Annotated in this window: 11 protein-coding genes and 1 tRNA gene; 3 read left to right on the top strand and 9 right to left on the bottom strand. The window is 67.4% G+C overall.

Annotation, left to right across the window (positions count from 1 at the left end; translation table 11 throughout):
- Window positions 1-21: 21 nt before the first annotated feature.
- From ACFXNW_RS15590 to ACFXNW_RS15600, 3 genes are all read right to left on the bottom strand, one after another.
- On the bottom strand, window positions 22-621 hold the full coding sequence (locus ACFXNW_RS15590; RefSeq protein ID WP_379418357.1) for a DUF3558 domain-containing protein: 600 nt from the start codon (window positions 619-621) through the stop codon (window positions 22-24).
- A gap of 270 nt (window positions 622-891) precedes the next feature.
- Entirely contained in the window at window positions 892-1,410 is a 519-nt protein-coding gene (locus ACFXNW_RS15595) for a DUF4254 domain-containing protein (protein ID WP_379418358.1), read from the bottom strand.
- Window positions 1,411-1,646: 236 nt separating this feature from the next.
- Complete coding sequence (locus ACFXNW_RS15600) at window positions 1,647-2,822, bottom strand: acyl-CoA dehydrogenase family protein (protein ID WP_379418359.1); 1,176 nt, start codon at window positions 2,820-2,822, stop codon at window positions 1,647-1,649.
- Window positions 2,823-2,914: 92 nt separating this feature from the next.
- Here ACFXNW_RS15600 and ACFXNW_RS15605 point away from each other — a divergent pair, with 92 nt between their 5' ends.
- Window positions 2,915-4,057, top strand: coding sequence for a cystathionine gamma-synthase (locus ACFXNW_RS15605; RefSeq protein ID WP_379418360.1), 1,143 nt, complete (start codon window positions 2,915-2,917; stop codon window positions 4,055-4,057).
- Window positions 4,058-4,151: 94 nt separating this feature from the next.
- On the opposite strand, the gene greA is transcribed toward ACFXNW_RS15605, so the two are convergent.
- Window positions 4,152-4,646 carry a transcription elongation factor GreA gene (gene greA, locus ACFXNW_RS15610; protein ID WP_379418361.1) on the bottom strand — a complete coding sequence of 165 codons (495 nt, stop codon included), beginning with the start codon at window positions 4,644-4,646 and terminating at the stop codon, window positions 4,152-4,154.
- A gap of 291 nt (window positions 4,647-4,937) precedes the next feature.
- On the bottom strand, window positions 4,938-5,432 hold the full coding sequence (locus tag ACFXNW_RS15615) for a DUF4307 domain-containing protein (protein ID WP_379418362.1): 495 nt from the start codon (window positions 5,430-5,432) through the stop codon (window positions 4,938-4,940).
- A gap of 143 nt (window positions 5,433-5,575) precedes the next feature.
- On the opposite strand from ACFXNW_RS15615, the gene mca reads away from it, so the two are divergent.
- Together mca and ACFXNW_RS15625 are read left to right on the top strand one after the other, a co-directional pair.
- The gene (gene mca, locus ACFXNW_RS15620) at window positions 5,576-6,460 is read left to right on the top strand and encodes a mycothiol conjugate amidase Mca (protein WP_379418363.1); all 885 of its coding nucleotides are present in this window, start codon (window positions 5,576-5,578) and stop codon (window positions 6,458-6,460) included.
- A complete protein-coding gene (locus ACFXNW_RS15625) occupies window positions 6,460-6,783 on the top strand; it encodes a hypothetical protein (protein WP_379418656.1) in 324 nt (107 codons plus the stop codon). Before mca ends, ACFXNW_RS15625 begins: the two co-directional genes overlap by 1 nt.
- Before the next feature lie 86 nt (window positions 6,784-6,869).
- Here ACFXNW_RS15625 and ACFXNW_RS15630 read toward each other — a convergent pair whose 3' ends face one another.
- The 4 genes from ACFXNW_RS15630 to ACFXNW_RS15645 form a co-directional block, all read right to left on the bottom strand.
- On the bottom strand, window positions 6,870-8,477 hold the full coding sequence (locus ACFXNW_RS15630) for a TROVE domain-containing protein (RefSeq protein ID WP_379418364.1): 1,608 nt from the start codon (window positions 8,475-8,477) through the stop codon (window positions 6,870-6,872).
- Window positions 8,478-8,821: 344 nt separating this feature from the next.
- Window positions 8,822-8,890, bottom strand: a tRNA-OTHER gene (locus ACFXNW_RS15635).
- Between the two features lie 267 nt (window positions 8,891-9,157).
- Window positions 9,158-9,556 carry an NUDIX domain-containing protein gene (locus ACFXNW_RS15640; RefSeq protein WP_379418365.1) on the bottom strand — a complete coding sequence of 133 codons (399 nt, stop codon included), beginning with the start codon at window positions 9,554-9,556 and terminating at the stop codon, window positions 9,158-9,160.
- A gap of 73 nt (window positions 9,557-9,629) precedes the next feature.
- Window positions 9,630-12,428 carry an ATP-binding protein gene (locus ACFXNW_RS15645; RefSeq protein WP_379418366.1) on the bottom strand — a complete coding sequence of 933 codons (2,799 nt, stop codon included), beginning with the start codon at window positions 12,426-12,428 and terminating at the stop codon, window positions 9,630-9,632.
- Window positions 12,429-12,446: the final 18 nt, after the last annotated feature.

Raw genomic sequence — 12,446 nt, forward strand, 5'->3', positions numbered from 1 at the left:
CGTATGGATGTGACATGGAAATCAGCTATTTGGTGGTATCAGCGGTACGACCTTCTCGGCCAGCGTTCGAGCCAATTGGCAGGTGTCCAGGTGTCCGGTTTTCTTGTTCGATGACGGGTTGTCCAGGAAGAACTCGAGACTTCCGCCGTTCATTGCTACATGCACCGTGCATACGGAGCGCGGATCGCTCTCGTCGTCGGTGTTAGATGCAATCGCCTCCCGTTCGTCGATCGTGTACTCATCGCGGACCACTCTGCCCTTGTTTTCGCGCACCATGTCGACGGTGATATTCGTGACGCGGATTGACGGCGCGTAACCGTCGGTCTGGATCCATCCACACCCGCGCCATTCGAGCCCGTTCGAGCCCTCACTATCGGTGTTCGATCGGTTACGGAGCCCCTCAGAGTCCAACACGTCCTGTGAAATATCCGTACAAGGATCAAACCCAACCGGCGCATTCTCCGGAATCGATCCCTCAGTGGTACTAGTGCTCCCCGCACCAGTGGTCACCCCCGCCGACCCCACCGGCTCCGCCTCCCCCTCAGTAGACGACCCACACCCCGCCACGACCAGCATCACCGCTGCGACTGTGAGCAGCAACCGCCCTTGCACCAGCTTCATCACCGGCTCCTCCCGATCCTGGTCACGCGACATGGGACCGGATTCGGATTTCCGCCCCCTCGGCTGGTTGTGACCTTATCGAAATCCGAATTCGCCCGGCAAGGGTTCGCCGCCCGATGTCGGCAAACACGCGTGACGACTCGCCGACCGCACTGGAGTGCCGGTGGAACGGCCGCCGATACCGGGACCGGCGGAATGACTGTTGGGGATGGCGATACCAGCGAAAACGGTCGGTCACCCGCCACGCGGCCCCGTGCCGTCGGCCGGGGTTCACCCTTTCGTCCGCCCCGGCATCGGCGCGCTGGTGATCAGGTCCGTCCACGTATCCGCAAGCAACGCCAATCGGTACCAAGCAGCATGCACCCGGTCATCAGAAACGCGCTCGGCGGTGTGCAGCAGGTGGCTGGCGTGGACATGTGCTGCCGCCATACGGTCGACGGTGGCGCCGAGCGAGGCCGCGCGCAGTTGCCGAGTGGCGTATCGACCAGGGATACGAGTGCGCACCCAACCGTCGATGCGCGCGACGAGTTCATGCCTGCGGCAGTCGATTCCGGCGGTGGCGAGGGGATTGCGCTGGCGTTCCCGGTGCAGGGTGGCCAGCGCTTCGGCCCAGTCGAGTAGCGGATGTTCCTCGCAGCGGCCCGCGAACGCGGCGACCAGTTCGCGCTGATCGGGTAGGGGGCGGGCGTCGACCGGGTCGGCCAGCGTTCCGCGTTCGCGCGCCCGGAAACTCTGGTGGTAGTCGGTGACCGTGGCGCGGACAGCAGGGCCGGATGAGAGCGAGTTCATTGCGCACCTCCGCATTTCGGTGTCGGCGCACCCGCCGATTCCTCCTGCGAAGGACCCATCTTCGGGTGCACATATAGCGTGCGCAATCGTCGAAGCCGATGGGTGACATCCAGATGGCCCCGGAATGACGAGCGGTAACAATGTTCTCCGCATCACGCTGTGGACCGTGTGAGGTCCGGCAGTCCGCGCGGTGGTGTGTCGTGACAGCGGAACCTGGGCCCAGGCGAATTCCTCGCCTACCTGAATGCTTTGGCTCCGGTCAGCGCATTCCCCAGGACCAGCTGATGCACCTCCGCGGTCCCTTCGTAGGTGAGCACCGATTCGAGGTTGTTCGCATGCCGCAGCACCGGATAATCCAGGGTGATCCCGTTGGCGCCCAGAATCGTCCGGCATTCGCGCGCGATCGCGATCGCTTCGCGGGTGCTGTTGAGCTTGCCCGCACTGATCTGTTCCGGCGCGATCTCATCGCGATCCTTCAGCCGGCCCAGATGCAGCGCCAGCAGCTGCCCCTTGCCGAATTCGAGCGCCATATCGGCGATCTTGGCCTGCGTGAGCTGATACGCCGCCAGCGGTTTGTCGAAAACCTCGCGGGTGCGGGCGTATTCGATGGTGGCGGTGAGGCAATCGCGGGCAGCGCCGAGTGCGCCGAAGATGATGCCGAAACGCGCCTCGCTCAGGCAGGCCAGCGGCGCGGACAGGCCGCGCGAGCCGGGCAGCAGGGCGTCACCGGGCAGGCGGACCTCGTCGAAATCGAGTTCGGCGGTGATCGAGGCACGCAGCGAGAGCTTGCGATGCATTTCGCGCGCGTGGAAACCGGGCGTACCGGCCGGGACGAGGAAGCCGTGCACGACCTGCTTGCCGTCGAGGTCGACCTGCGCCCACACCACCGCGACATCGGCGACCGAGCCGTTGGTGATCCACATCTTCGAGCCGTTGAGGATCCAGTCGTCGCCGTCGCGGCGGGCCCGAGTGCGCATGCCGCCGGGGTTGGAGCCGAAATCCGGTTCGGTCAGTCCGAAACAGCCGAGCGCGCGACCGGACGCCATCTCCGGCAGCCACTGCTGCTTCTGCTCCTCGGAGCCGAACTTGTGGATCGCGGTCATCGCCAGCGAGCCCTGCACCGACACCATCGACCGCACGCCGGAATCGACGGCCTCCAACTCCTGGCAGGCCAGGCCGTAGGTAGTGGCCGACATGCCCGCGCAGCCGTAGCCCTCCAAATGCATACCGAGCAGTCCGAGTTTCCCCAGCTCAGGGGCGATATCGCGGGCCGGGAAGGTGCCGGCCTCGAACCAGTCGGCGATATGCGGGCGCAGCCGCTCGGCCGCGAACGACGCGACGGTGTCGCGGATCTCGCGTTCGGTGTCGGTCAGCAGCGCATCGATCGCGAACAGTTCTTCGACGGTCACCATGGGGACAGACTAAACGCGCGCCGACGCGCCCGACACGCCTAAGGGGCGAACCGCTCGTCGGCCGCGAAAACGCTGCCTTTAGTCTGAAGCGCATGAGTGAGCTGGGATTCTCCACCAGGGCCGTGCACGCCGGTTTCGATCCCGATCCCAAGACCGGCGCGGTGAACGTGCCCATCTACGCGAGCTCCACCTTCGCCCAGGATGGCGTCGGCGGCCTGCGGGACGGCTACGAATACGGCCGCACCGGCAACCCGACGAGGACCGCGCTGGAAGCCAACCTCGCCGCGCTGGAATCGGGCCGCTACGGCCGCGCCTTCGCCTCCGGTATGGCCGCCACCGACTGCGCGCTGCGCGCCACGCTGCGCCCCGGCGACCACATCGTCATCCCCGACGACGCCTACGGCGGCACGTTCCGGCTGATCGACAAGGTCTTCAGCCAGTGGGGTATCGAGCATTCGCCCGCGCACGTGTTCAACGTCGACGAGATGCGCGCCGCGATCCGCCCGAACACCAAGCTGGTGTGGATCGAGACGCCCACCAACCCGCTGCTCAGCATCGGTGACATCCCCGCGCTCGCCGATGTGGCGCATGCGGCCGGCGCCAAGCTGGTCGTCGACAACACCTTCGCCACCCCATACCTTCAGCAGCCGCTGCTGCTGGGCGCCGACATCGTCGTGCACTCGACCACCAAGTACCTGGGCGGACACTCCGACGTCATCGGTGGCGCGCTGATCACCAACGACGCCGAACTGGATGCCGCGTTCGCGTTCCTCCAGAACGGTGCGGGCGCGGTGCCCGGCCCGTTCGACGCCTTCCTCACCCTGCGCGGCACCAAGACCCTGGCCCTGCGCATGGACCGGCACTGCGACAATGCCGAGACCCTCGCCGAATTCCTCACCCGCCACCCGGCGATCTCCCAGGTCATCTACCCGGGCCTCAACGATCACCCCGGTCACGCGGTCGCCGACAAGCAGATGCGCCGGTTCGGCGGCATGATCTCGGTGCGACTCAACGGTGGCCCGGATGCGGCCCGCGACTTCTGCTCCCGGACCAAGGTCTTCACCCTGGCCGAATCACTGGGCGGAGTGGAATCGCTGATCGAACATCCGGCGGCCATGACCCACGCCTCCACCGAAGGCTCCGAACTGGAAGTGCCCGCCGATCTGGTGCGGCTCTCGGTCGGAATCGAAGACGTCAGCGATCTACTCGCCGACCTCGAGCAGGCGCTGAGCTGAGACCCCGGAGATGACGAAACGGCCGCACCCGATGCATCGGATGCGGCCGTTCGCGTCTGTGAGCCCGGCCGGGCGATGTCGGCCGGGGGCCGGATCAGCTGTGGTAGGGCTCCGCGCTGATCAGCGTCACCTTCATGGTGTTGCCGTTGGGCAGGGTGTATTCGCGGGTCTCGCCGACCTTGGCGTCGATGAGCGCGCGACCCAGCGGGGAACTGGGGGAATAGGTCTCCAGCTTGGAATCGCTGAGGCCCTCTTCGCGGGTGGCGATGAGGAAGGTCTCGGTGTCGGACTCGTCGCCGTCGTAATAGACCTTGACCACCGAACCCGGCAGAGCGACGCCGGACTTGGTGGGCGCGACGCCCACCTTCGCATTGTTCAGCAGTTCCTGCAGCTGGCGGATGCGAGCTTCCTGCTGACCCTGCTCCTCGCGCGCGGCGTGGTATCCGCCGTTCTCCTTGAGGTCGCCCTCTTCGCGGCGTTCGTTGATCTCGGCGGCGATGACCGGACGGTTGGCAATGAGCGCGTCGAGTTCGCTCTTGAGCCTGTCGTGCGACTCCGGGGTCAGCCAGGTCACTTGCGTCTCAGTCATCTCGATCACTCCCTAGTAGTTGTTCCCGGCGAGCCAGGATTCCCAGATACTGCGAGTGCCCACCCGCACTCGGGCATGCACAAGCCGACGGCTAGAGCGATCCTGGGAAGTTCTTCGAACCTTCACAGACCTGGTACCGGATAATCTCGCCGATCCGGAACCGCGCTGGCCGCCAATGCAGCAAACACGGCTCCGTGCCCCGGAACCGTGCGTGAAGCTATTTTAGCATGTTTCATAAACGCGCAGGTCGGAGTTTATTTTCTGCGCAACCTGCGCCGTAGCGGCGGTATTTCAGCCCGCGCGCAGATACTCCGGGACCTTGTCGGTGCAGCCATAGACGCTGCCCGAGGAGGGTCGTTCGGAGGAACGCACCAGCGTGGTGAGTTCGATCGTGCCGAAGTCGTCGGCCTTGTCCGGTTCGGCGCCCTGGATCAGCACCTCGCGGCGGCCGATCTCGGAGTTGTCCCGTGCCATCGCGCGGACGAAGCAGACCACGGGCTGGGTCGGATCGTCGCGGGTCACCTTGATCCGGATCTCGATGGTCGAATCATCGATGACGGTGTAGCCGAGCTGTTCGGCCTGGATGTCGTCCGGACCGTACTTCGACCAGCCGAGATAGGCGACGACAGCGCCCGCGGCGAGTACCGCGACAGCGAGGACCGCCACGATCAGCCTGCGCGTGGCGCGCTGCCCCGAGGAGGCGCGGGTGCCGTAGCGGTCGGCATTGCGGGCGGCGGTATCAGCGGCGCTCGCGGCGTCGGGTGCCTCCGGCGTCGGCTCGGTCATGATGTGTCCTCTCGCGCACGCCGGTGCGCTCCCGGGGGGTAGGTCGGAACAGATTCGGTCGAAATGGAACTATAGGTAATGGAGCCCTGACGGGATCGAAAGCCCCAACCCACCCGCGACGCGAGAGCGATGGTGAACGAGAAGTGAGTGGCCTTCGCCTCATGGCGGTGCACGCCCACCCCGACGACGAATCGAGCAAGGGTGCCGCGACAACCGCCCGCTATGCCGATGAAGGCAACGACGTCCTCGTCGTCACGCTGACCGGTGGTGAACGCGGCAGCATCCTGAATCCGGCGATGGACACCCCCGGCGTGCTCGACCGCATCGACGAGATCCGCCGCGAGGAGATGGCGGCCGCCGCCGCCGCGCTCGGTGTCAAGCAGACCTGGCTGGGATTCATCGACTCGGGCCTGCCCGAGGGCGACCCGCTGCCCCCGCTGCCCGAGGGCTGTTTCGCGCTGGTCCCGCTGGAAGAGGCGACCGAGGCGCTGGTGCGGGTCGTGCGCGAGTTCAAGCCGCACGTCATGACCACCTACGACGAGACCGGCGGCTACCCGCATCCGGACCACATCCGCTGCCATGAGGTGTCGATCGCTGCGTTCGAGGCCGCGGGCGATCCGGAAAAGTTCCCCGACGCGGGCGAGCCGTGGACGCCGCTGAAGCTGTACTACGACCACGGCTTCAGCATCCGGCGGCTGGAAGTCTTCGCCGAGGAGTACGAGCGCATCGGCGAACCGTTCCCGATGCGGGAGTGGCTGGACCGGATGCGCAAGTACGCTGTCGAGCGCGGCGACGTGATGACGCGGGTGACCACCCAGGTCGAATGCGCGAAGTACTTCCCGCACCGTGACGACGCCCTGCGTGCGCACGCCACCCAAATCGACCCCAATGGTGCGTTCTTCGCCATTCCGCTGGAGATCCAGCAGCGGCTGTGGCCCACCGAAGAGTTCGAACTGGCCAAGACCCGGGTGCGTACCGCACTACCCGAGAACGACCTGTTCACCGGCATCGAGGACAATCACCGGTGATGCTTGCTCTACTCGCCCAAACCCCGGGCACACCCACCGGCCCCGAATTCGGAAAAGCTTCCCCGTTCGGCCTCATCATCGTGCTGATCCTGCTGGTCGGCACGTTCCTGCTGGTCCGTTCGATGAACAAGCACCTGAAGAACCTGCCGGAGAAGTTCGAACCCGAACATCCCGAGCCGGATCAGGAAGCGGATGAGGGGACCGAGCACGGGGTTGCGTTGCGTGCGGAAGCCGACGGTGGCGCGGATTCCGGCGCCGATGCCGACGGTCGCCCTGATGCCGACGATCGCGCCGATTCCGGTGGGCGCGCCGAGACCGGCTGAGGCCGATAGACCACATCGGGCCCGGGAACCATGACGGTTCCCGGGCCCGATGCTTTCGTGGGCTCCGGACGGACGCCTCCAGCCGCTCAGAACGGCCAGGTGGCGTTGTGCCCCGCCTCCAGCAGCGGGATCATCCCGAACGCGGCATCGGTGAGGCCACCGAATGCGTGCCGGTATGGGCCGCCACTGGGGGCGTGGCCGTGGCGGTAGCCGGCCAGGTTCCAGCTGTAGAGCGGGATGGCCGGCGGTACCGCGCGGCCGACGTCACCGTCTGCGGCCTGCTCATCGGTGAGGATCACCACCCGGTCGTGGCCCGCGTAGTGCGTGCGGACCGCGCCGACCGTGTCGGTGCCCATGCCGATGAAGTAGCCGTCCGCACGCCAGCGGGCGATCCCACGCAGCAGTGGCTCGGCGCGCTTGGTCGGGAACACCCGGCTGGCCGGGTACCTCCGGCCCTGCCATTCGGCGGCGCTGGAGAACGACACCACCTCGGCGTCGGCGCAGCGGCCGGCCAGGGCGAGACCGAACATGACCGCGGCGTCCCAGCGCTGGAGCGTGCCGTCCTTGGAGAAGCCCGCCTGCATCGAACCCGAGGTGTCCACGAGCACCAGCGTCCGTCCCGGTAGGGCGGGTACCGAGGCCAGCGAATGCTCGAGCGCACGCTCCAGCGCGTGACCCCAGCGCAGCGAGGGTGCCGCGCGGTAGGCCGAGAGGAACCGCATGGGCAGCTGACGGGAGCGTGCGACCTGGTTCTTGTCGGCGAGTGCCGCCGCCACCTCGGTCGCGACCTCGTCGGATACACCGGCCTCGTCGAAGTTGCGCAGGTTACGCAACCTCGCGGTGAAGCCCATCGAAGGGACCAATGCCTCCCAGACGGCGGCGTCCATCGGGCCCTGCAACCAACCCGCCACCGACTCCCAGGTCATGCCTGCCGCACGGAGGGTGCGGCGAGCACGCTCGGGGTCGTCGAACAGCGCACGCCGCTGATCGACCGGGCAGGCCATCAGCTCGGCGCGGGCGCGCAACGTCGTCAGCCCATCCGGGATGGGCTTGTCACGGCCGTGCCGACGATCCAGCGCATGCTCGAACAACGCACCCTGCCAGGGCTTTTCGGGATCGGGCGAGGGGTGGGTGAGGTCGATGACGTCGCCGAAGCGGAATCCGCGCGCCTCGCTGTCCCACTTGATCAGGGACCGCTCGTCGTACAGGCGGCGCACGGCGTCGGCGATGCCACGCTTGACCGGCTTGGGTACCGCGCGTCCGTGGGTCGAGGTCCAGTAGGCGAGCAGTTCACCGGGCTCGTCGGCGCGCTGCAATACCGACGCGACGACCTGCCGGGACAGGCCGGACTCGCCGGCATCGAGCCGAGCCTTGGTGAACTCGGCGGCGCCGACGAGGGCCGCGGTGCGTAGGTTGGCATCGCTGCGCAGCCAGCGCAGCAGGCGGGCCGTCCACTCCGGGTCGGCGAGCGTGGCCGCGCGGACCAGGGTCGCGTAGCGGTTGTCGCGGCCGTCGGCGGATTCGTAGAAGGTGTTCTCGCCCACCATGTTCGTGACCGCGAGCAGGAACAGCTCGCTCTTGACCTCGCGAGCGTAGCCGGGGCCGCCCTCATGGGTGCGGCCGGTCGGCTGTGCCTCGCTGACGACCGGGGAGGTCGCGGCGCGCGGCGGGCGTGCGAGGTTGAACTTGCTCATCGGTATTCCCCCATAATTGGATGGGAGCGCCGCGTATGCCCGAGATCGAAATCGGCGACGGTACATATGCCCGATGTGCTCTCCGATTACACTACCGCCGTTGCCGACGGGCCGGATTCGAACCGACACTCTCGGGTCCCGAAGTAACCGTCACCTGCGCACCGGGACCGGTGTACGCGGAGCTCCCGAGATCGAAATCGCCTGCGGTGTAGATATTTCCCCATAAATGGTGGAGAAGTAGCCGCCGGCGTCGCACCGGGAGGTGCTGTGAAGTTGTGGTGCGCCCGAGTTCGTATCGATGACGGTACGTGTGCTGCTCTACCAGGCTGAGCTACCGGACCTTGTGGTCCGGGCGGGATTCGAACCCGCGACATGCCCATTAGAAGTGGAAGTAACCGTTACCTGCGCACCGGGTGCGTCTTCGACTGTATCGAAACGTATTCGATTGCCGCATCTTATTTTTCGCGGCTCGGAAGTTTGGACGCCCGGGATCGATTTCGGTGATGACGCATCGCTTCACCTGGTGAACCCTGGAAGGCTCGGGTGGGGGCGCCGTTACGCTCGCACCGGGCGCACAATGAATTCTACCGGGCGAGTTTTGGTCCCGCACCAGGTTTTTCGAGTGTCATGAATTTGTTGTGCGTCCGAGTCGAATCGGTGACGGCGTGCCGCAACTGTTTTCACCAGTCGATGAGACCGAGTTCGTGCAGGTGCCGGAACACCAGCATCGAGCCGGGCGCCACGTGGTGCATGGCGGCGTATTCGCTGACGGTGAAGTACCGCAACTCGGCGATCTCACTGGTGGGTGTCGGGTCGCCGGTGAGATCGGCGGTGAAGCAGGTCATCTGCAATTGGGTGCCGGGGGTGTGGCCGTAGGCTTCGGCGTGGAAGACGCCGAGCTCGCTGACATCGGTCACGCCGACCCCGAGCTCCTCGCGAACCTCACGATGCAGCGCCTCGACCGGCGTCTCACCAGGGTCGATCTTGCCGCCCGCCATGTAGAAGACCTCTTTGCCCACCGAGCGCGTCTGGATGAGGCGACGGTCACGGATGTGGGCGAGGGCGGCGGTACGGATCACGCGCTCCACTGTAGGAAGCGGGGCAAGTGGGTTTTCCTGGGCCGGTCGAATTGTGAGCGGGTGGCATGCCGGTTCACGGCGCGACCGGTGGCATCGGCGCGAGGCCGAGTTCGGCGATGGCCGCAGCGCCGTGGACGGCATTGTCGCCTCCAGCGAGCACCCTGGTCCGCGCCGCCTGATAGTGGCATCCGGCGGTGTCGAAGGTGGCTGCCGTGGACAGCACCCGTTCGGAATCGCCGACGAGCAGCGCTTCGGCGCGATCGACGAGGGCACTGGCGATCGGGTTGCCCGCCACGACGGTTCGTGCCTCGGCCACGCGCTCACCCGCAGCAGGACTCCCGGCGAGCACGGCCGCTTCGGCGCGCAACGCCACCAACCAGTGCAGCCAGATCCAGGTGACCCATCGCCACACTTCGTCCGGCTCGGCTGCCAACCGATGCAGCGCCTGCTCAACCTGACCGTGGTGGAGCATGGCCAAGGCGTCGAAGACCGCGCCGTATCCGTGGGTGTACACCGGTGTGGTGTCGACTCGGCGCACGACAGCGGTCCATTCGTCGCGGGCGCTGTGGTCATCGCGGAGATCGTGGATCATCGCCACCCCGGCCACCGCCGGACCGAGGACAGACCGGGCGGGGCTGCCTGCCCGCTGCCACGACTCGAGGAACCGGACACTGTGGGTGAGTACCTCGTCGACGTTGCCTGCCAGTGCGTCGGTGACCAGCAGCCAGCTCGTTGCGCGATGCCCGACCTCGGCCAGCAACGGATGATCGGCGAGCTGCCGGGCCCACCGGCGAGCGCTGCGCAGGTCACCCGCACCGAGGCTCGCCTCGGCTGCCTCGCCGAGAGCTTCGATCAGCTCGTGGGTGGCGGCCGGAGTGCCTGAAGTGTTGTCCAGCAGCGACATTCGGCGCTGTGTCGTGGCCGCGGCGGCGAAGGTGTCACCGGCCCAGCTCTTGGCGCCGGCGAGAGTGTCGAGGGCGGCGGACTCGGCCAGCGGATCGCCGGTGCGGTGCGCGAGTTCGACCGCGTGTTCGGCGCACGCGATCGTCTCCGGGACGACATCGCCGTGCGGGTGTTCGGCGGTGAGGTGCTCGGTGAGCATCCGCCCGGCCTCGGCCAACGCCACCGCGGCCTGAGCATCCGGGTCCCCGCCTGCCAGTTGCCGCGCCTCGGTGATGAGGGCGATCGCTTCCTCCGGAGGTAGCGGCCGGACGAACTTGCTCGCGAAACGGTAGGTGTTGGCCGCGGCGGTCGCCAGATCGCGGGCGGCGCCCGCGGTGTTCCCGGCGCGTAGGGCGGCCTGTGCGGCCTCGCGGTGCAGGCGGTCCATGTCCTCGCCCCGAAGCTGACATCCGGCCGCGCCTGCGGCGTGCCGAAGCATCGTGGCCGCGGCGGCGGGGTCGTCGGTGAGCGCCGCGGCCTGCTCGAAGCGCATCTGAGATTCGCCGATCAGGTTGCGGGTGAAGCAGAGTTGCGCCAGGTGGCGGGCGAGGTCGTAGGTGTGGGTGTGGTGCTCGGGGCGTTCGGCCGCCCATGTCATCGCGGCGCGGAAGTCGTCGGCTGCCGCGTCGAATCGTGCGCGCCAGTCCGCGTCCACCACCTCGAGGGCGGCGGCTTCGGCCACGCACCAGCGAAGGTGCCTGGACCTGGCGTCGTCGAGTTCCGCTGCCTGGACGAGACGCTCCATGCCGTATTGGCGGATGGTTTCCAGCGCCCGGTATTCGGTGCCGTTCGCGGTCGCCGTCACCGCCAGCAGGCTCTGCTCGGCGAGCCGGGCCAATCCGTAGGCGACGACGCCCGGGTCCGACCCGGTCACTTCCGCCGCCGACCGGACGGTGAACGATTTCATGAACACCGAAATCCGGCGCAGCAGAACCCGATCGTCCGGGTCGAGCAGATCGTGGCTCCAGTCGAGCGCCGCCCGCACCGAGCGGTGCCGGTCTTCGGCGCGTGAGCCGCCGGACAGCATTCGGAGCTGGTCGGACAGGCCGGCTTCGAGGCCATCGAGACCGAGCGTGGTCCAACGGGCGGCGGCCAGTTCGATCGCGAGCGCCACGCCGTCGAGGCGCGCGCAGAACTCGGAAACCTGGTCGCGCAGTGCGTGGTTGGGCGGCCAACCGCTCGCCGCCGCGCGGTCCATGAACAACGCAACCGCATCCGAGTTACCCGCGCCTGCCAGCGACATCGGCGCGACCGCGTATACCCGCTCGAACGGCACCATCAGCCGGGCCCGGCTGGTCGCCAGCACCGTCACCCCGGGACACGCCGCGAGGAGCCGTTCGATGAACGGCGCCACCCCATCGAGCACATGCTCGCAGTTGTCGAGAATGAGCAGGGCGTTCCGGTCGGCGAGCGCGGCGAGCACTGATTCGTCCATGCCGCGGCCGGGCTGCTCACCGAGGCCGAGCGCGAGGGCGACCGTACCGGCGACCACGCAGATGTCCGGGTTGGTGATCGGCACCAGATCGACCAACCACACCCCGTCGGGATAGGCGCCTGCCGCCTGCGCCGCGACCGCAAGCGCGAGCCGGGTCTTGCCCACTCCGCCGGGGCCGACGGCGGTCACCTGGCGGTGCTCGGTGATCATCGCGGTCAGCTCATCGCGTTCGCGTTCACGGCCGATGAACGAGGTCAGTGGGGTCGGCAGGGCGGGTGCGAGGTGCGCGCGGTCGCTGTTCGCCGGCCCCGACGCACGCTGGGCCAGCGCCCGCCGATCCGGAACCTCCAGCTTGCGCAACAGCGAGGAGACGTGGCTCTCGACCGTTCGCACCGAGATGAACAGCCGCGCGCCGATCTCGGCATTGCTCAAATGCTGCCCCACCAGCGACAACACCTCGGCTTCCCGAGCCGAGATCTCCACCGTCGCCGCCATGTTTCCCGTCCTGCTCGT

It is taken from the genome of Nocardia sp. NPDC059180 (genome assembly GCF_042754945.1).
Classification (GTDB): Bacteria; Actinomycetota; Actinomycetes; order Mycobacteriales; family Mycobacteriaceae; genus Nocardia.